Consider the following 18,492-nt stretch of genomic DNA (forward strand, 5'->3'; position numbering starts at 1 on the left):
GAGGTCAGCCGGCGGCGTAGGCGGCGCTCCACCGGGGGTCGAGGGAGCGGTTGCGCGAGGAGCGCTGTTCTTCGATGGCGTCCCTGATGACGTACATCGACTCGGCGATGCCGGCCAGCGGCAGGGTGGAGTAGCCGATGACCAGGGCGGGCGGGCGGCTGCCGGGGCCGAACTGGTAGCGCGAGCCGCCGTGGACCAGGACCGAGCGCTCCAGGGCGGCCGCGGTCACCGCCGACTCGTCGATGCCGTCCGGGAGCCGGAGATAGGCGTGGAGTCCGGCGGACGAGCCGATCACGCGGGCCAGCGGCAGATGGAGTTCGACGGCCTGCGTGAACGCCTCGCGCCGTGAGCGGTACCGGGACCGCACCCGGCGCAGATGCCGGTCGAGCATGCCGCTGGTGATGAGCTCGGCGAAGGCGCACTGCGTGATGCCGTCGGAGCCGAGGTCGTGCTGGGACCTGACCCGGGTGAGCAGGGTGGCGAAGTGCTCGGGGATGACCAGCCAGCCGAGCCTGAGGCCCGGCACCAGGATCTTGCTGGCGGTGCCGGCGTAGACGACCCGGCTCGGGGCGAGCCCCTGGAGTGCGGACGGCCGGTCCCGGGGGTCGAACCAGAACTCGCCGTCGTAGTCGTCCTCGATGATCACGCCGTCGACCTCCTCCGCCCAGCGGACGAGGGCCGCCCGGCGCGCCGGGCTCATCGAGATGCCGGTCGGGAACTGGTGGGCGGGCGTCACGAGCACCGCGCGGGCGCCGCTCGCGGCCAGCTCCGCGACGTCGATGCCCTCCTCGTCGACACGGACCGGCACGGTGCGCATGCCGCTCTCCTCGATGTACCTGCGCTGGCCGTTGTGCCCGGGGTCCTCGACCGCGAGCCGGTGGATGCCCAGCTTGGGCAGCGACTTGCAGAGCAGGGAGAGCCCCTGGGCGAAGCCGGCGGTCACCATCACCGTCTCCGTGCCGGCCCGCACGCCCCGCATCCGGCCGAGGTATCCGGCGAGGGATTCACGCAGCGCGGGCAGCCCGGCCACCGCGGGATAGTCCAGTTCTTCCGGGCCCGCCACGGCAAGGACGGTCTTGTAACAGGCCAGCCATTCCACGCGGGGAAAATTGGTCACGTTGGCCCGGCCGGTCCTGAGGTCCCAGGTGACGGGGGACACCGGTTCGGGTTCGCGCAGGGCCTCGCCCAGCATCGGATCGGTCATGACCGTCCTGTCGGCGACCCGCGTCCCCGATCCCTGAAGACACGTCAGGAATCCCTCGGCGGTGAGCTGCTCGTACGCCTCGACCGCCACGCTCCGCGAGACGCCGAGGTCACTGGCGAGCTGCCGGGTGGAAGGAAGTCGGGTCCCGGGGTGCAGGACGCGCTCCGTGATGCAGCCTTTTATCGCGGATTTGATCTGCTTCGTCAAAGACTCGTTTGAATCACGGTCTACCTCGATAGAGATGTGCCAGGTCACGCGTCCAAAACCCCCCCGGATAGAGACGCATCGGCGACTGTCGCCGTCGGCACATTAAACACACAATTTGGGATCGAATCCAGTTATGTGAGACCGGAACAAACCGCCCCGTGCGGAGTATTCACCTCAATTCGGCATGCTGATCTTCGCCGGCCGGCCCTCCGCGCCGGCCCGGCTCCCTCTGGTCTGCTCCGCGACGCCACAAATGGTCTGGGTGCGCTTCGTAGCCAGCTGGTCGACTGGAGTCACCGCACACCGATCCGCTAGCTGGACTGAGGGAACGAAGACATGACGAGTTTGTCTGCCCCCGCTCTCGCCGTCGCAAGGACGGGCACGGCCCAGGACGCCGAAGCCCTGGCGTTCGCGTCGAGGGTCGAGGACCGCACCATCAAGGTCGGGATCGTGGGTCTCGGCTACACCGGTCTCCCCCTGGCACTGGGCTTCGCCGACGCCGGGTTCCACGTGGTCGGCGTCGACATCGACCCCGTCAAGGTGGAGTCCGTCAACCGCTCCGAGTCCTACCTGCCCGACCTCACGGACATCGAACTGCAGGACGTGGCCGACCGGTTGACGGCCGTGCCCGACCCGTCGGCGCTGCACGACGCCGATGTGGTGATGATCTGCGTACCGACGCCCGTCACCCCCGAGCAGACCGCCGACCTGGCGTACGTGTCGACCGCGGTGGACAGCGTGCTGCCGTACCTGCGGGCCGGGAGCCTCGTGGTGCTCCAGTCCACCGTGCCGGCCGGCACCACCGCCGAGATCGGCCGGAAGATCACCGAACGCACCGGGCTGATACCCGGCGAGGACCTCTACCTGGCCATGGCCCCCGAGCGGGTGGACCCGGCCAACACCAACGGCTGGACGCTCCTGAACACCCCGAAACTGGTCGGCGGCGTGGGCGCCGAGTCCACCCGGCGGGCCCAGCTGCTCCTGGAGCAGGTGTGCCGCACGGTGGTGCCGGTCTCCAGCCCCGATGTCGCGGAGCTGTCGAAGGTGTACGAGAACACCTTCCGGCTCATCAACATCGCCCTCTCCCTCGAACTCTCGGACCTCTGCCACAAGTTGGGGCTCCCGGTGCGCGAGGTCATCGACGCCGCCGCGACCAAGCCGTTCGGATTCCTCGCGCACTACCCGGGCCCCGGCGTCGGCGGCGAGTGCATCCCCGTCGACCCGCTGTTCCTCAGCGAGCGGGCCCGGCGCGAGGGGCTCACCCTCGGCCTCGTGGAGACCGCACACCGAAGGATCTCCGACCGGCCCGGTCAAGTCGTCGCCCGAGTAGGTGAGTTGCTCGCCGCACGGGGGCGGGAACTGAAGGGCGCGCGGGTCCTGCTCGTCGGCGTGAGCTACAAGGCGGGTGTCTCCGACCTCCGCAACGCCCCGGCCGTGGACATCGTGCGCGGACTGCGCGCGCGGGGCGCCGAGGTCTCGTACGTCGACCCCATGGTCCCCGGCCTCGAAGTGGACGGCCTGCCCGTGGCCGCCGCCACCTGGGGGCGCGAGCAGCTCGCCGCCCAGGACTGCGTGGTCCTGGTCACCCCGCACGGCCGGCTCGCCTCCGAACCCGCCTGGTCCGCCGCTCCGCTGGTCCTCGACACCCGGGGCGAGCTGGCGCCCGCCGCCAACGTCGAGGTGCTCTGATGGGCCACGGCTCCCGGACGGTCCTCACGTCCGCGACCAAACAGCTGGTGCTCGGCCGCGACCTGGACGCCGAGGCCGCCGGTGCCGCCGTGTCCGTCCTGCTCGCCGGGGACACCGACCCGCTGGACGCCGCCGCCTTCCTGACCGCGATGGCCGCCAAGCACCCGTCGGCGACCGAGGTCGCCGCCACCGTGCGCGTCATCCTGGCGGCGGCCCGGCCGGTGCAGTGGCCGGGGCCCGCCGTCGACGTGGTCGGCAGCGGGGGCGACGGCAGCGACTCGGTGAACATCTCCACCATCGCGGCCCTGATCGCCGCCGCGGCCGGCGCGACCGTCGCCAAGGCGGGCAACCGCGCCGCCACCAGCAGGTGCGGCAGCGCCGACGTACTGGAGGCGCTCGGCATCCCGATCGAGCCCCTCGACCAGGTGCCGGCGCTGCTGGCCCGGCACCGGTTCGCCTTCCTGTTCTCGCAGGCCGTCCACCCGGTGGTCGGCCGACTCGCCCCCGTACGGCGCCGGTTGGGGTTCCGTACGCTCTTCAACCTGGTCGGCCCGCTCGCCAACCCGGTCCCGCTCGGCGGCCGTCTGATCGGCGCCGCCGACCACCGGGACCAGGAGATCCTGGCGCAGGCCGCCGCCGAACTCGGCATGCGGCGGACCTGGATCGTGCACGGCCACGGCGGCCTGGACGAGCTGTCCACCTCCGGCCCCAACCGGGTCCTGACGGTGGACGGCGACACGGCCGCCGAGACCAAGCTCGACCCGGCCGACCTCGGGCTGCGCCCCGCCTCGCGCGAGGACCTCAAGGGCGGCGACACCGCGGCCAACGCGGCGGCGGCGCTGCGGATCCTGGCCGGCGACGCGCCCGCACCCCTCCTCGACACCTGCCTGTACAACGCGGCCGTCGTGCTGCACCTGGCGGAGCTCGCCCCCGGCCTCGACGCCGGCCTCGGCCTCGCCCGCTTGGCGACCTCCGACGGCTCGGCCCTTGCGCTGGTCCGCGCGCTCGCCGCCACCCCCGCCGCCTGAACCCGTACACACCCCGTATGCGAACCGTATGCAGAGCCATACGGAAGAAGGAGCAGCTCCCGTGCACCTCGATGAGATCGTCGCTCGCAAGCGCGAGGACTGGAGCCGGACCGTCGGCACCCCCGTGCCGGGCGAACGCCCGACGCCCGCCGTGCCGGGCACCTTCGCCGACGCGCTGCGCGGCCCGGACGTCTCGGTGATCGCGGAGGTCAAGCCCAAGTCGCCGTCCAAGGGCGAACTGCTGCCGCTGGACCGCGCCCTCGACACCGCCCGCACCTACGCCGCCGCCGGCGCGTCCGCCGTCTCCGTCCTCGCCGACACCGCGTTCTTCGGCGGCTCGCCGGAGCTCGTCGCCTCCATCGCGGCCGACCCGAGGGTCACCGTCCCCGTGCTCTACAAGGACTTCCTCGTCGACACGCGGCAGGTCGAACTCGCCCACCGGACGGGCGCGGACGCCGTCCTGCTGATCGTCCGCGCGGTGGACGACGCCCTCCTGAAGGACCTCCTCCAGACCGCCGCCGGGCTCGGCCTCGACGCCCTGGTGGAGACCTTCACCGCACCCGAGATCGAGCGGGCCCTCGCGGCCGGCGCACACCTGGTCGGCATCAACAACCGTGACCTGCAGACCTTCTCGGTCGATCTGGAGAACTCCGCGAAGCTGCGCACCCTGATCCCGGCGGGTGTCCTCACCGTCAGCGAGAGCGGCATCGGCGGCCGGGGCGACATGGAGCGGATCGCCGGGCACGGCTTCGACGGCGTACTCGTCGGCGAGAACCTGCTCAGCGCCGCCGACACCGGCGCGGCCGTGGGCGAACTGCTCGGCGTCCGCACCGGAGAGGTGACCCGATGACCGGCCGATTCGGCGACTACGGCGGCCAGTTCGTGGCGGAGACCCTCGTCGGCCCGCTGGAAGAGCTGTGGAACACCTACCTGGAAGCACGCCAGGACTCCGCCTTCGAAGCGGAGCTGAACGGCCTGCTCGCCACCTTCGTGGGCCGCCCCACGCCCATCACCAGGCTGCGCCGCCTCGGCATCGAGCCGCACGGCGTGACGATCTGGCTCAAGCGCGAGGACCTCACCCACACCGGCGCCCACAAGATCAACAACGCCATCGGCCAGGCCCTGCTCGCCTCCCGCCTCGGCAAGCGCCGCATCATCGCCGAGACCGGCGCCGGACAGCACGGCGTCGCCGTCGCCGCCGCCTGCGCCTACCTCGGCCTGGACGCCACCATCTACATGGGTCGCGTCGACGCCGAGCGCCAGCTCCCCAACCTCCAGCGCATGCGTCTGCTCGGCGCGGAGGTCCGCCTCGTCGACCAGGGGACCGCCACCCTCAAGGACGCGGTGAACGAGGCGATCCGCGAGTGGATCACCCACCCCGACACCACGCACTACCTGCTCGGCTCGGTCGTGGGCCCGCACCCCTTCCCCAGCATCGTCCGCGACTTCCAGTCGGTGATCGGCCGCGAGGCCCGCGAGCAGTTCCTCGCCGCGTCGGGCCGGCTGCCCGACGCCGTCATCGCCTGCGTCGGCGGCGGCTCCAACTCCATCGGCGTGTTCAGCGGGTTCCTCGACGACCCCGTACGCCTCATCGGCGTCCAGGCGGCAGGCGACGGCAGCGGCTCGCTCGGACACCACGCCGCGCCGCTGATCTACGGCGAGCCCGGCGTGCTCCAGGGCATGCGCACCTATCTGCTCCAGGACGACGACGGACAGGTGCTGCTCACCCACAGCATCGCCCCCGGCCTCGACTACCCGGGCGCGGGTCCGGAGCACAGCCACCTCAAGGACAGCGGACGGGTCGAGTACCTGACCGCGTCCGACGACGAAGCCCTCGACGCCTTCCAGGAGCTGGCGCGTTCCGAGGGGATCGTGCCGGCCCTGGAGTCCTCGCACGCGGTCGCCGCGGCGCTGCGCGTGGCCCCCACCTTCGCCCGCGGCAGCCAGCTGCTCGTCAACCTGTCGGGGCGCGGCGACAAGGACCTCACCTCCGCCATGGCGGCGATCGGACAGCGAAAGGAGCAGACCGGTGGAGCGGCTTGAGAAGACCTTCGCCCGTGCGTCGGAGCGGGGCGAGACCGTGCTGGTCGCGTACCTCACGGCCGGTTATCCGGCCCTGGCCGAGACGGGGCCGCTGATCGAGGCGGTCTGTTCGGCGGGCGCCGACATCATCGAACTCGGGGTGCCCTTCTCCGACCCGCTCGGCGACGGCCCGCTGATCCAGCAGACCACCCACGCCGCCCTCGAACGCGGCGTCACCGCCGCCGCCGTCCTGGAGATCGTGGCCGGCGCCCGCGAGAACGGCGTCGACGTGCCCATCATGCTGATGGGGTACTGCAACCCGTTCCTGCGCTACGGCCTGGAGCAGCTCTACGCCGACGCCGCGGCGGCCGGCGCGGACGGCTTCATCGTCCCCGACCTGCCCGCCCACGAGGCGGACGACTGGCTCAGCGCCGCCCGGACCCACGACCTCGGCCAGGTCTTCTTCTCCGCCCCCGGAAGCAGCCCCGAGCGGCTGCGGGCCACCGCCGAGCGCTCGCGCGGCTTCCTGTACGCCCTCGCCGCCAACGGCGTCACGGGCATCCGCGAGGAGCTTGACCCGGGCATCGACGCCTATCTGAGCCGGGTCGGCGAGGCGACGGGCAGCACCCTGCCGGTCTGCGTCGGCTTCGGGATCTCCCGGCCCCGGCACATCACCGCCCTGCGCGGCCGGGCCGCGGGCGTCATCGTGGGCAGCGCGCTGCTGCGGGCGATCGGCGACGAGGCGACCCCCGCCCGGCGCATCCTCGCGGCCAGCGAGCTGATCGGCGAACTCAAGGCGGCCTGCCGATGAGCACCTCGACGCAGGGCGCGCGCCCGGCGGAGCGGCCGTCCACCGAAGCGCCGTCCGCCGCGGCACCGATCCCCTTCTTCACCGGCGCCGAGTCGATCCGCCGCGGCTGGGCGGGGCTGGAGGCCCGGCTGCGCGAGGTCGCCGCCGCAGGCCGCTTCACCTTCGGGGCGCTCGGCCGGGAGCTGGAGGAGCGGATCGCGGCCCTGACCGGGGCCAAGCACGCCATCGCGGTCGGCAACGGCACCGACGCGCTGATCATCCTGCTGCGCGCCGCCGGCGTCGGCCCGGGGGACGAGGTGATCGTCCCGGCGTACACCTTCTTCGCCTCCGCGTCGGCCGTCCTGCACGTCGGCGCCGAGCCGGTCCTCGTGGACGTGCTGCCCGGCTCGTACGCCATGGACCCGGCGGCGGCCCGCGCGGCGGTCACCGAGCGCACCAAGGCGATCATGCCGGTGCACCTGTTCTCGCAGATGGCGGACATGCGCACGCTCCGCGACCTGGCCGACGAGCACGGTCTGCTGCTCCTCGAAGACAGCGCCGAGGGCATCGGCATGGTCATGGGCGGCCGGCACGCGGGCCTCTGGGGCAGCGGCGGGGTGCTCTCCTTCTTCCCCACCAAGACCCTCGGCGCGCTCGGCGACGCCGGCATGGTCCTCACCGACGACGACGCCGTCGCCGAACGCGCCCGGCGGCTGCGCAGCCACGGCCAGCAGGTGGACGGCAGTTACGAGTACCTGGAACTCGGCTACAACAGCCGGCTCGACGAGATCCAGTCGGCGGTCCTGCTCACCCGCCTGGAGACCCTGTCCGCCGACATCGAGCGCCGGGCCGAACTCGCGGCCCGCTACGACGAGGGCCTCGCCCCGCTGGCCCCGGCCGTCCGGATCCCCTTCATGGCCGAGACGGCCGAGCCCGGCAACGCCGTCTGGTACGTCTACCTCATCGAGAGCGACCACCGCGACGAGCTGGTCGACCACCTGGCCGCGCACGGGGTGGGCACCGAGGTCTACTACCCGCGCCCGCTGACCGAGCAGCCCGCGCTCGCCCATCTGCCCGGCGCCCAGCACCCGGTGCCGGTCGCCACGGCCGCCGCCCGGCGCGCGGTGGGCCTGCCGCTCTACCCGGACCTGACCGACGACCAGGTCGACCGCGTGTGCGAGCTCGTGCACCGGTTCCACAAGGAGCACGCGTGACGACGACCCTTCCCCCCGCCCCCGGCGTGCCGTACTTCGACTGGTCGAGCCGCTACGAGGGCTGGACCGACCACGTACTCACCGCCGTCCGCGAGGCCGCGGAATCCGACGAGTTCATCCTCAAGTCCCGGGTGGCCGCGCTCGAAGCGCGGGTCGCCGAGCGGACCGGCGCCGCCCACGCCGTCGCGGTGGCGAGCGGCACCGGCGCGCTCACCGTGATCCTCGCCGCCCTCGGCCTCGGCCCCGGCGACGAGGTCGTGACCCCCGCCTTCTCGTTCATCTCGACCGCCAGCACCGTCGCCCTGCGCGGCGCCCGCCCGGTCTTCGCGGACGTCGACTACGACACCGCCTGCCTCGACCTCGGCGCCGCCGAGGCCGCCGTCACCGGCAACACCCGCGCCCTGCTGCCCGCCTACCTCTTCACCACCCACCCCGACATGGCGGGCCTCGCCGAACTCGCCGGGCGCCGCTCGCTCGCCCTGGTGGAGGACAGCGCGGTCGGCCTGGGCGCCACGGTCGACGGCCTTCCGGCGGGGCGGCACGGCACGGCCGGGGTCTTCTCCTTCTTCCCCGCCAAGCCGATCGGCGGCGCGGGCGACGCGGGCATGGTCGTCACCGACGACGACGCCCTGGCCCGTGACGTACGGATGCTGCGCAACCACGGCCAGGACCTGAACGTGCGCTTCCTGCACCACAAGGTCGGCTTCAACGCGCGCATGGACGAGATCACCGCCGCGTTCCTGCTGCGACGGCTGCCGCGCCTCGACGAGTTCCTCACCGTTCGCAGGGAACTCGCCCAGGAGTACAACGACCGCCTCGCGCCGCTCGCGCCGGACCTGCTGACCCCGCCGGGCGGCTACGGCGACCGCGCCGTCTACACCTACGTGGTGCGCGCCCGGCGCCGCGAGGAGCTCAAGGAGTTCCTCGCGGGGGAGGGCATCGAGACCGTGGTCTATTACCCGAAGCCCCTGCACCTCCAGCCCGCCTTCGCCCATCTCGGCCACCAGGAGGGCGACTTCCCGGTCGCCGAGCGGCTCGCCCGCGAATGCCTGGCCCTGCCGCTCCACCCCGGCATGCGGCCCGGGGCCGTGGCCCAGGTCGCCGACGCGATCGAGCGCTTCTACCGGGGTGCCAGGTGAGCTGGACCGACCGGGCCTGCGGCATCGGCGACGAGGCCGCCCCCGGCCTCACCGAACAGCTGGCCATCCACCGCGAACTGGGCCTCGGCGCCATCGAGTTGCGTACGGTAGACGGCCGCGGGCTGCACGAGCTGACCGCCGACGCGCTCGCCGAGGTCGCCGAGCGGGTCCGGGCGGCCGGGCTCGTGGTGCCGGTGGTGGACACCCCGATCGGGAACTGGTCCACCACGGTCGCCACCGGCCTCGACGCGGAGCTGTCGGTCCTCGCCGGCTCCGCCGCGGCCGCCCACGCCCTGGGCAGCCGGTGGCTGCGGGTGATGTCCTACCCGAACGACGGGCGCCCCGAAGCGGAATGGGCCGCCGAGTCGCTCCGCCGCATGGCCGTCCTGACGCGCGAGGCCGAGCGGCTCGACGTGCGGCTGCTGCACGAGAACTGCCAGGGCTGGGCCGGCCGGGGCCCCGACGAGACGCTGCGCCTGCTCGACCACGTGGCCAGCCCGGCGCTGCGGCTCGTCTTCGACATCGGCAACGGGCTCGCCTACGGGTACGAGGCGACCGAGTTCCTCGGCAAGGTGCTGCCCTGGGTCGACCACGTCCACATCAAGGACGGGCACCGCACGCCGGACGGCGCGGTCTTCACCCTGCCGGGCCGTGGCGAGGTCGAAGTAGCCGACTGCGTACGCCAGTTGGAGCAGGCCGGATACCGGGGCCGCTACAGCCTGGAGCCGCACGTCGCGCACATTCCGCACCTGGCGGCCACCGCGGGCGCCGCCGAACTCGCCGCGGGGTACCGGGCCTGCGCGCTCGCCTTCCGCGAGATCTGGGAGACGATCCCCCATGACTGACCCGACCGGAGGGCCGTTCGGGCCGTCCGAGACGGAGTGGCTCCTCGACCTGATGGCCGTCCCCTCGGTGTCGCCCTTCGAGGGCGGCAAGGCCGAACTGACCCGTGACGCCCAGCGGGTGTTCCTGGACGGCGCGCTCGCCCGGGGCTTCACCGAGGTCCTGCACGCCGGGCCGCCGGCCGCCTTCCTCACCGGGGCCGACGTTCCCGCGCCGGTCCGCGCGGCCGTCCTGGCCGACCCGGAGGGCTTCCTCGCCGCCCAGCCGAGCGCCGTGGTGCGGATGGGGCGGCCCGCCGCGCCGGAACACCGGCTGATCGTCAACTTCCACGTCGACACCGTCGGCCCGCACATCGACCCGCGGATCGCCGACGGCGTCCTGTACGGGCGCGGCGCGGTCGACGACAAGGGGCCCGGCATCGCGGCCGCCGCCGGGATCGCGGCCGCGTTCGCCGCCGAACCCTGGCTCGCCGGCACGATCGAGGCCCAGCTCGCCTCCGTACCCGGCGAAGAGGGCGGCGCGATGGGCACGTACGGCACCCGCTGGCTGGTCGACAGCGGGCTGACCGGGCGCCTGATGCTGTTCGCCGAACCCACCGGCGGCCGGGTGATGGACGCCTGCACGGCGGCGATGACCCCCCGCATCCGGGTGGCGGGCTCCGACAGCACCGACGACCACCCGGCCGGCGGCCACAACGCCACCGTCGCGCTGGGCTTCCTCGCCGACTTCCTGGTACGCCGACTCGGGCCGCGCGCACAGGAGTTGGGCGCGAAGCTCTGTGTGGCGGGGCTGCGCACCGGCGACGCGCACAACCGGGTCTACGGCACCGGCGAGCTCCTGATGAACATCGCCTACCAGGACAGGCGCCAAGCGGTGCTGCTGGAGCGGGAGTTGGAGGACCTGCTCCGGCAGGCGCGCGCGGAGTTCGCGGCGGCCCACGCGGGCAGCGCGCTCACCGAGCGGCTCGTCGCCGACTGGGACGAGGTGATCCGCTTCGACTGGCTCAAGCGCGGCCTGCCCGTCCTGGACAACCGCGACCAGAAGATGGAGGCGCTGCTCGGCGCGGCCGGCTTCCCCCGGCACGACGGCCTCGCCGACGGATCGGCCTTCACCTGCGACGCCATCTGGGCCGGCGGACCCGGCCGCTACGTCGCGGTCTGCGGCCCCGGCGGCCTCGACACCCACGGCGCGCACACCCCCGGCGAGTTCCTTGAACTCGCCGAACTCGCCCGCTACGCACGGCAGATCAAGGACCTCGTCGTCCGCTTCGGCACCCATATCGCTACTCAGGAGGCAGAGAGATGACCGTCAGGATTCCGCTGGAGACCCTGCGAGGCTTCGCGCGGGAGGCGCTGCGGCGCTCCGGACTCGACGAGAAGGCGGCGGCGGCCGCCGCGGAGGTCGTGGTCTACGCCGACGAGCACGGCTTCACCACGCACGGCAGCAACGCCCTCGCCGGCATCTACGCGCCCCGCCTGCTGGACGGCCGGATCAACGCGAACGCCGTCCCCCGTACCGTCACCGAGACCGCGTCGAGCGCCGTGATCGACGGCGACCGGGGCCTCGGCCTCGTCACCACCACGCTCGCCACCGACCTGGCGGTCGACAAGGCGCGCGGGACCGGCATAGCCATGGTCGCGGTCCGCAACAGCAGCCACTTCGGCAGCGCCGGGTACTACGCCCACCGCGCCACCCAGGCCGGCCTCATCGCCATCGCGATGACCAACTGCGGCGCCCAGGGCGTCGCCCCGCCGCTCGGCGGCCTGACCCGGATGCTCGGCACCAACCCCCTCGCGGTGGCCGCCCCCGCGCCCGGCGGAGCGCCCTTCGTGCTCGACATGAGCGCCACCACGGTCGCCACCGGCAAGATCCGGGCCGCCCAGCGCGAGGGCCGGTCGGTCCCCGAGGGCTGGCTGACGGCCCCCGACGGCACCGCCGTCACCGACCCCGACGCGTTCTTCGACGGCAAGGCCGACGTCACCTGGCTGGGCGGCTCTGCGGCCACCGGCGGAGCCAAGGGCTACGGCCTCGCGCTCCTGGTCGACCTGCTGTGCGGCCCGCTGGCGGGCGCGAGCCACGGTCCGACGCCGGACCTGCTCGTCGACGGCGACGAGCGGCCCGACACCGACATCGGCCACACCGTGATCGCCATCGACCCGGCCGCCTTCGGCGCGGCCGAGTCGTTCGGCCGGGGTGCCCGTGAGCTGCTCGACACCGTGAGCGCCTGCCCGCCGGCCGTGCCCGGCGGATCCGTCACCTACCCCGGCGCCCCCGAGGCCGCAAGGGCCGAGGAGTCCCGGCGCGACGGCGTCGCCCTGCCGGACCACGTGGCCGCGGGCCTCGTCGCCCTCGCCGAGCGGCTCGACCTCGCCACCCCGGCGGAGCTGCGCCCGGAGGTGGCGACCGGATGAGGATCGGCATCATCGGCCTGGGCGTCATCTCCCCGTACTTCCTGCGCGCCGTCGACGAGGACGACCAGCTCGAACTCACCGCGGCGTGCGACCTCGACCGGGCGAAGCTGGACCGACTCCCGGCCGGCGTGGCCACGTTCACCGACCACCGCGAGCTGATCGCGTCCGGTCTGGTCGACGGCGTGGTCGTGACCCTCCCCAACGACCTGCACGCCCCGGTGGTGGCCGCCGCGCTCACCGCTGGGATCCACGTCGCCTGCGAGAAGCCGCTGACCGTGGCCGCCGCGGACGCCCGCGAGCTGGCCGCGATCGCCGAGCGCACGGGCAGCACCCTGTTCACGGCGTTCCACCGCCGCTACAACAGCCATGTCCTCGCTCTGGCCGCGCGGTTGCCGGACCGTACGCGGATCGAGCGGGTCGTCGGCCGCTACCACGAGCGGATCGAGGAGCACACCGGAAACGACCGCTGGTACCTCGACCGGGACCGCTGCGGCGGCGGCTGTGTGATCGACAACGGGCCCAACGCGCTCGACGCGCTGCGCCAGGTGGTCGGGGAGCTGACGCTCACCGACGCGACCATCGGCGACGTCCGCGGCGGCGTCGAGTTCTGCGCCGAGCTGGAACTGCGCACCGGGGACGGCATCCCCGTCACCGTCGAGCTGGACTGGGCGCTGCCCACCGGCGAGGTCAAGGACATCACCGTCCACCTCAAGGACGGCAGCACGGTCCACGCCGACATGCTGGCGGGCTACGAGGGGTTCAAGTCCTCGCTGGACCACGAGTACCGGGGCATCATGGCCGACTTCCGCTCGGCGGTCGCCGCGGGCCCCGCCCGGATCGACGACGGGCCCGTCGTGGTGGAGCTGGTCGAGCAGGCGTACCGGACGGCGCGGAGCAAGGAGCGCCGGCTGCGGATGCCCGCCAAGGAACCGGTCGGCGCGCACCTCGTCAAGCTGCTGTTCCACCGCCGCGACGACCGGGGGATGAGCCTGTCGCCCTGGGGCTCGCGCTGTGTGCGCGCGGGCGACGTCCACGAACTGGTGACCACCACCGACCACCCGTCGGCGCCCGGGGACCGGATCGACGCGGTGGGATTCCTCGGCTTCGCGGAATTCACCCGCGCCACCGTGCTGGAGCGGGGCGATCAACTCTGGCTCGGTGAAAGGCTGATAGGCGTCGTCGTCGGCTTCGACGAGTGCCATGCTCCCAATCACTACAACGTCCTGATCCACAGCGACCGGCTGCTCACCGCCGAGGACCTCGACCTCTCGGCCGGCGACCTGGTCGTCTTCAAGGAGTCCACATGACGGACAGCACCACGTCCCTCGCGCCCCCGCACCCCATCGCCGTCGACGACGAGGCCGCCGCCGCGTTCCCGGGCGTCGAGGTGCTCGCCACCATCGCGGAGGTGACGGCCGACGGCCTCGACGAAGCGGCCGACGCGCTCTGGCTCGCCCAGCACGGCGCATGGCACGAGCAGTCCCGTGGCGCCATCCGCAACCACCCGCGCGTGGCGGCCTACCGGCAGCTGTCGAAGCTGATCGGCCAGGACCCGGACCGTCAGCCGCCGTCCATCCAGGCCCTGATCGACCGGGGCCTGCGCGCCAAGCCGGCCGGCGCGTGGCCCCGGATCAACCCGGTGGTCGACGCGGTGAACGCGGTGGCCGTCACCGACCTGGCGGCGCTCGGCGTCTTCGACGCGGACCGGGTGACCGGAGCGGTACGGTTGGCCGTCAGCCGGGGCGGCGAGGACTTCCTCGCCCTCGGTGCGGACGACTCCGTCGCACTGGAGCCGGGCCGCCTGATCCTGGCCGACGAGGCCCGCGTCCTCTCCCTGTTCGCCCACCGCGACGGCGTCCACCAGTCGGTGACGGCGGCGACCCGCCGGGTGATCCTGCTGGGCTGCGTCGTCCCCGGCATCGACGCGGAGTCGGTGTCGGCCGCGCTGACGCGGGCGGCGAGGCTGATCACGGGCTGAACGCACCGCCCGAATCCGGCCGTCTCCGTACCCGCCCCCGGTACCCACCGGGGGCGGGTACGGCGTTTACGCGGGTGCTACCACCGGCTCGCTACGGTGCTCCGACCAGCAAAAAGGCCCTCCCGAAGGAGGGCCGTGACGCTGTGGCGCGGTTGCGCCCCCGGCAGGACTCGAACCTGCGGCCAAGCGCTTAGAAGGCGCCTGCTCTATCCACTGAGCTACGGGGGCCGGGTGGGGCCTCGGCGGCCTGGAGCCCCGGGCGGGCAGGGGTGCTGGTCCGGGACTGGTCCCGGGCCGGTGACCTTGCCGGGGACAAGGATAGGGCTCCTGTCACCTCGTCCCGGTTGCTTCACCTGCGTGGCACGATGTGGAGGTTCGGTGAAGCGAACCGATAATCGCAGGCGGGTGCGAATCATGCAGCGCTTTTGACGCTCGCGGCGCAGGGTGTTGTGCACTCGTTATGCCTGCGTCCCACTCATCCCATGTGTCCCCTGTGTCCGTTCGGCGCGTCCCGGTGGCGTACGGACGCGCGCGGAAAGTAGCCATACGCTTCAAAAAGCCGCCAAAATTGGGCATTCTTCGCATGTGGTGACCTTGGACGTACGGCCTCAGCTCATCGACGCACTCTCCGCCCTGCGCGACAGTGTCGCCGCCGTGCGCCTCCCGCTGCCCCTGCCGGGGGCGCCACGCGCCCGGCAGACCCGCAGCGAGCTGCTCGCACAGCTCGACGACTATCTGCTGCCACGGCTCCGCGATCCCGAAGCCCCGCTGCTCGCCGTCATCGGCGGCTCCACCGGCGCCGGAAAGTCCACCCTCGTCAACTCCCTTGTGGGCAGGCGGGTCAGCCAGGCGGGTGTGCTGCGCCCCACCACCCGTACGCCCGTGCTCGTCTGCCACCCCGACGACAAGGAGTGGTTCTCCGGGGTGCGGGTGCTGCCCGGCCTCACCCGCGTATGGCTGCCGCAGCAGCACGAGGACGCCGAGGTCGACGACCTGCCCTGCGGGGACGACGACGGATCGGTACGCGTGGAGACCGCCGCCACCCTGCCGCGCGGGCTCGCCCTGCTCGACGCCCCCGACATCGACTCGCTCGTCGTGGGCAACCGCATCCTGGCCGCCGAACTCATCTGCGCCGCCGACGTCTGGGTCATGGTCACCACCGCCTCCCGCTACGCCGACGCCGTCCCCTGGCATCTGCTGCGTACCGCGAAGGAGTACGACGCCACCCTCGTCACCGTGCTCGACCGGGTGCCCCACCAGGTGCTCGCCGAAGTCTCCCGCCAGTACGGCGCCTTGCTCACCCGCGCCGGGCTCGGCGATGTGCCGCGGTTCACCGTGCCCGAACTCCCCGAATCCGCGGGCGCCTCGCACGGACTCCTGCCCTCCACCGCCGTCGCCGCGCTGCGCACCTGGCTCACCCACCGCAGCCAGGACCCCGCCGCCCGTCAGCAGGCCGTCGCCCGCACCGCGTCCGGCGCGATCGAGTCGCTCAACGCCCGCATGCCGGAGCTGGCTTCGGCCGTCGCCGCCCAGTACGCCGCCGCCGTACGCCTCACCGGCGCGGTCGAGGACGCGTACGGCAAGGAAGGCGCCCGGGTGCGGCGCCGGCTCCAGGCGGGCGAGGTGCTCGCGGGGGACGCCCTCACCCGCTGGCGCGCCCACCCCGGCGGCGCGTCCTCCGCCGAACTGCTCGACGCCCTCGTGGACAGCCTCGCCGAACTGCTGCGCTGCGCGGCGGCCGCCGCCGACGAACGGGTCAGGGAGGCGTGGGCGCGCGAACCGGCGGCGGCCCGCCTCGCCGACGGCGTACGCCACGAGGACCCCGAGGACCGCATCGGGCTCGCCGTGCGGCGCTGGCGGCGGGTGCTCGAGGAGCTGGCCGAGGACGAAGTGCGGGAAATGGAACGCTCGGTGGCGCCCGACCCCGAGTCCGTCGCGGCGCTGCTCGCCGCCGCCCTGCTCGGTGGCCGCCGGGCGCGCCGGGCCGGTGAGCGGCTCGCCGAGCGGATCGGCGCGCAGGGCGCGCTGCGCCTGCGCGACAAGGGCAGTGAACTCGTCGCCACCTACATCGACCAGGTGCTCGGCGCCGAGCGGGAGCGGCGGCTCGCGCCGCTCGACGCCCTCGAGGTGACGCCCGAGCCGCAGGCCGGCCTGATCGCCGCCCTGTCCGTAGTGCAGAAGGAGAGGAAGGCCGCATGACGCAGGAGGCCGAGGACCGCTGGGCCGACGGGCTGATCGCGCGGCGCGCCGCCGAGCCCGGCGAGATGACGCCCGCCGTCGAGGAGGGCGAGCAGGGCGAGGAGGCGCAGGACGCCGCGTTCGAACCCATCGGCGGCCCCTACGTCGGAGCCGTGCGCGGACGCCTGGACGCGCTGCGCGAACTGGTCGGCCTCTCCCGTACGCGGCTCGACGCGCAGGCGCTCGCGGAGGCCGGGCGGGTGCTCGACGAGGCGTCCGCGCGCCAGCGACTGTCCGCGCGGCACACCGTCGTCGCCATCGCGGGCGCCACCGGGAGCGGCAAGTCGACCCTCTTCAACGCCCTTGCCAGAAGCCAGATCTCGGACACCGGACTGCGCCGCCCGACCACCGGGGCGCCCATCGCGTGCAGCTGGACCGACGGCGCCGCCGGCCTGCTCGACCGGCTCGGCATCCCCGGCAGGCTGCGCCGCCGGCCGCTCGACGGCGCGGGCGGCGCCCTGGAGGGCCTCGTCCTGGTCGACCTCCCCGACCTGGACTCGGCGGTCGTCTCGCACCGCCAGGCGGCCGATCGCGTCCTCGCCCTGGTCGACGCGGTCGTATGGGTCGTGGACCCCGAGAAGTACGCCGACGCCGTCCTGCACGAGCGGTACCTGCGCCCCCTGGCCGGACACGCGGAGGTCAGCTTCGTCGTCCTCAACCAGGTGGACCGGCTGCCCGGCGACGCCGCCGACCTGGTCCTCGACGATCTGCGCCGGCTGCTCGACGAGGACGGCATGGCGCTCGGCGAACACGGCGAGCCCGGCGCCTCGGTGCTCGCGCTCTCCGCGCTGACCGGCCAGGGCGTCGGCGAACTGCGCGAACAGCTCGGCCGTTTCGTGCAGGAGCGCGGCGCCGCCGCCCGCAGGCTCGCCGCCGACGTGGACGCCGCCGCCGCCGAACTGCGTCCGCTGTACGTCGCGGACGGCAGGCCGGGGCTGGGCGAGCGGGCCCGCGACGAGTTCGCGGACCGCCTCGCGGCGGCGGTGGGCGCCACCGCCGCGGGCGAGGCCGCCGAACGCGAGTGGCGCCGCAACGCCCAGCGCGCGTGCGGCACGCCCTGGCTGCGGCTGTGGCGCTGGTACGACCAGATCCGGGTCCCGGCCATCCAGCGGCCGCGCTCGGACGCCCAGATCGAGGAGCAGGTCACCGCACGCCAGCGCGTCGAACAGGCCGTCCGTACCGTCGCCGACCACGCCACGGCGGGGCTTCCCGCCCCGTGGGCGCAGGCGGTGCGCGAGGCGGCGGTCCGGGGCGCCGACGGGCTGCCGGAGGCGCTCGACGAACTCGCGGTGCGGGAGGAACTGGAGCGCGGGACCTCGCCGCGTCCGCCCTGGTGGCCGGCGGCCGTGCTGGCCCAGATGGCCATGACGGCCATTCAGATCGTGGGCGGGCTCTGGCTGCTGGGCCAGATCGTCGGGATCCTTCAGCCCGGCCTCATCGTGCCCGCGCTGATCATGCTGGGCGGCGTCGTCGGCGGCCCGCTGGTGGAGTGGGCGTGCGCGGTGGCGGCGCGCGGGCCGGGCCGGCGCTACGGGCAGGACGCCGAGCGCAGGCTCCGGGAGGCCGCGGCGGCCTGCGGCCGGGCCAAGGTCCTCGACCCGCTCGCCGCGGAACTGCTCCGCTACCGCGAGGTGCGGGAGCAGTACGCGGCGGTGGTGGGGGCGGGGGCGCGGCGGTGAGCGGCCCGCCGGGGTGAGCGGGCTTCACGGGGTGAGCGGCCCGCCGGGGT

Annotated in this window: 15 protein-coding genes and 1 tRNA gene; 14 read left to right on the plus strand and 2 right to left on the minus strand. The window is 73.6% G+C overall.

Going from position 1 to position 18,492, the window contains the following annotated elements:
* Positions 1–4 precede the first annotated feature (4 nt).
* The gene (locus tag OOJ98_RS03575; protein WP_267053140.1) at positions 5–1,411 is read right to left on the minus strand and encodes a PLP-dependent aminotransferase family protein; all 1,407 of its coding nucleotides are present in this window, start codon (positions 1,409–1,411) and stop codon (positions 5–7) included.
* Between the two features lie 336 nt (positions 1,412–1,747).
* Between OOJ98_RS03575 and OOJ98_RS03580 the strand changes: the two genes are divergently transcribed.
* From OOJ98_RS03580 to OOJ98_RS03635, 12 genes are all read left to right on the plus strand, one after another.
* Positions 1,748–3,100 carry a nucleotide sugar dehydrogenase gene (locus OOJ98_RS03580; RefSeq protein WP_267053141.1) on the plus strand — a complete coding sequence of 451 codons (1,353 nt, stop codon included), beginning with the start codon at positions 1,748–1,750 and terminating at the stop codon, positions 3,098–3,100.
* Complete coding sequence (gene trpD / locus OOJ98_RS03585) at positions 3,100–4,128, plus strand: anthranilate phosphoribosyltransferase (RefSeq protein WP_267053142.1); 1,029 nt, start codon at positions 3,100–3,102, stop codon at positions 4,126–4,128. The genes OOJ98_RS03580 and trpD overlap by 1 nt, the downstream gene beginning before the upstream one ends.
* A gap of 61 nt (positions 4,129–4,189) precedes the next feature.
* The gene (locus OOJ98_RS03590; RefSeq protein ID WP_267053143.1) at positions 4,190–4,978 is read left to right on the plus strand and encodes an indole-3-glycerol phosphate synthase TrpC; all 789 of its coding nucleotides are present in this window, start codon (positions 4,190–4,192) and stop codon (positions 4,976–4,978) included.
* Positions 4,975–6,171, plus strand: a complete 1,197-nt coding sequence (gene trpB / locus OOJ98_RS03595) for a tryptophan synthase subunit beta (protein WP_267053144.1) — start codon at positions 4,975–4,977, stop codon at positions 6,169–6,171. The genes OOJ98_RS03590 and trpB overlap by 4 nt, the downstream gene beginning before the upstream one ends.
* Entirely contained in the window at positions 6,158–6,961 is an 804-nt protein-coding gene (gene trpA, locus OOJ98_RS03600) for a tryptophan synthase subunit alpha (RefSeq protein WP_267053145.1), read from the plus strand. The genes trpB and trpA overlap by 14 nt, the downstream gene beginning before the upstream one ends.
* A complete protein-coding gene (locus tag OOJ98_RS03605; protein WP_267053146.1) occupies positions 6,958–8,154 on the plus strand; it encodes a DegT/DnrJ/EryC1/StrS aminotransferase family protein in 1,197 nt (398 codons plus the stop codon). The genes trpA and OOJ98_RS03605 overlap by 4 nt, the downstream gene beginning before the upstream one ends.
* Positions 8,151–9,293 carry a DegT/DnrJ/EryC1/StrS aminotransferase family protein gene (locus tag OOJ98_RS03610; protein ID WP_267053147.1) on the plus strand — a complete coding sequence of 381 codons (1,143 nt, stop codon included), beginning with the start codon at positions 8,151–8,153 and terminating at the stop codon, positions 9,291–9,293. Before OOJ98_RS03605 ends, OOJ98_RS03610 begins: the two co-directional genes overlap by 4 nt.
* On the plus strand, positions 9,290–10,138 hold the full coding sequence (locus OOJ98_RS03615; protein WP_267053148.1) for a sugar phosphate isomerase/epimerase: 849 nt from the start codon (positions 9,290–9,292) through the stop codon (positions 10,136–10,138). Before OOJ98_RS03610 ends, OOJ98_RS03615 begins: the two co-directional genes overlap by 4 nt.
* Positions 10,131–11,441, plus strand: a complete 1,311-nt coding sequence (locus OOJ98_RS03620; protein ID WP_267053149.1) for a M20/M25/M40 family metallo-hydrolase — start codon at positions 10,131–10,133, stop codon at positions 11,439–11,441. The genes OOJ98_RS03615 and OOJ98_RS03620 overlap by 8 nt, the downstream gene beginning before the upstream one ends.
* On the plus strand, positions 11,438–12,547 hold the full coding sequence (locus tag OOJ98_RS03625; RefSeq protein WP_267053150.1) for an Ldh family oxidoreductase: 1,110 nt from the start codon (positions 11,438–11,440) through the stop codon (positions 12,545–12,547). Before OOJ98_RS03620 ends, OOJ98_RS03625 begins: the two co-directional genes overlap by 4 nt.
* The gene (locus OOJ98_RS03630) at positions 12,544–13,854 is read left to right on the plus strand and encodes a Gfo/Idh/MocA family protein (protein WP_267053151.1); all 1,311 of its coding nucleotides are present in this window, start codon (positions 12,544–12,546) and stop codon (positions 13,852–13,854) included. Before OOJ98_RS03625 ends, OOJ98_RS03630 begins: the two co-directional genes overlap by 4 nt.
* The gene (locus OOJ98_RS03635; RefSeq protein WP_267053152.1) at positions 13,851–14,525 is read left to right on the plus strand and encodes a phenylalanine--tRNA ligase beta subunit-related protein; all 675 of its coding nucleotides are present in this window, start codon (positions 13,851–13,853) and stop codon (positions 14,523–14,525) included. Before OOJ98_RS03630 ends, OOJ98_RS03635 begins: the two co-directional genes overlap by 4 nt.
* 155 nt (positions 14,526–14,680) lie before the next feature.
* On the opposite strand, the gene OOJ98_RS03640 is transcribed toward OOJ98_RS03635, so the two are convergent.
* Positions 14,681–14,753 (minus strand) — tRNA-Arg (locus OOJ98_RS03640).
* Between the two features lie 366 nt (positions 14,754–15,119).
* On the opposite strand from OOJ98_RS03640, the gene OOJ98_RS03645 reads away from it, so the two are divergent.
* Complete coding sequence (locus OOJ98_RS03645) at positions 15,120–16,724, plus strand: dynamin family protein (protein ID WP_267055496.1); 1,605 nt, start codon at positions 15,120–15,122, stop codon at positions 16,722–16,724.
* The gene (locus OOJ98_RS03650; protein ID WP_267053153.1) at positions 16,721–18,442 is read left to right on the plus strand and encodes a GTPase; all 1,722 of its coding nucleotides are present in this window, start codon (positions 16,721–16,723) and stop codon (positions 18,440–18,442) included. The genes OOJ98_RS03645 and OOJ98_RS03650 overlap by 4 nt, the downstream gene beginning before the upstream one ends.
* The last annotated feature ends 50 nt before the right edge of the window (positions 18,443–18,492 follow it).

The organism is Streptomyces sp. NBC_00083, assembly GCF_026343295.1.
Classification (GTDB): Bacteria; Actinomycetota; Actinomycetes; order Streptomycetales; family Streptomycetaceae; genus Streptomyces.

What these genes read in the sequence shown, in the direction of transcription:
- OOJ98_RS03580 (WP_267053141.1), top strand. Translation starts at nt 1,748, where the DNA reads ATGACGAGTTTGTCTGCCCCCGCTCTCGCCGTCGCAAGGACGGGCACG.
- trpD (WP_267053142.1), top strand. Translation starts at nt 3,100, where the DNA reads ATGGGCCACGGCTCCCGGACGGTCCTCACGTCCGCGACCAAACAGCTG.
- trpB (WP_267053144.1), top strand. Translation starts at nt 4,975, where the DNA reads ATGACCGGCCGATTCGGCGACTACGGCGGCCAGTTCGTGGCGGAGACC.
- OOJ98_RS03605 (WP_267053146.1), top strand. Translation starts at nt 6,958, where the DNA reads ATGAGCACCTCGACGCAGGGCGCGCGCCCGGCGGAGCGGCCGTCCACC.
- OOJ98_RS03620 (WP_267053149.1), top strand. Translation starts at nt 10,131, where the DNA reads ATGACTGACCCGACCGGAGGGCCGTTCGGGCCGTCCGAGACGGAGTGG.
- OOJ98_RS03625 (WP_267053150.1), top strand. Translation starts at nt 11,438, where the DNA reads ATGACCGTCAGGATTCCGCTGGAGACCCTGCGAGGCTTCGCGCGGGAG.
- OOJ98_RS03630 (WP_267053151.1), top strand. Translation starts at nt 12,544, where the DNA reads ATGAGGATCGGCATCATCGGCCTGGGCGTCATCTCCCCGTACTTCCTG.
- OOJ98_RS03635 (WP_267053152.1), top strand. Translation starts at nt 13,851, where the DNA reads ATGACGGACAGCACCACGTCCCTCGCGCCCCCGCACCCCATCGCCGTC.
- OOJ98_RS03650 (WP_267053153.1), top strand. Translation starts at nt 16,721, where the DNA reads ATGACGCAGGAGGCCGAGGACCGCTGGGCCGACGGGCTGATCGCGCGG.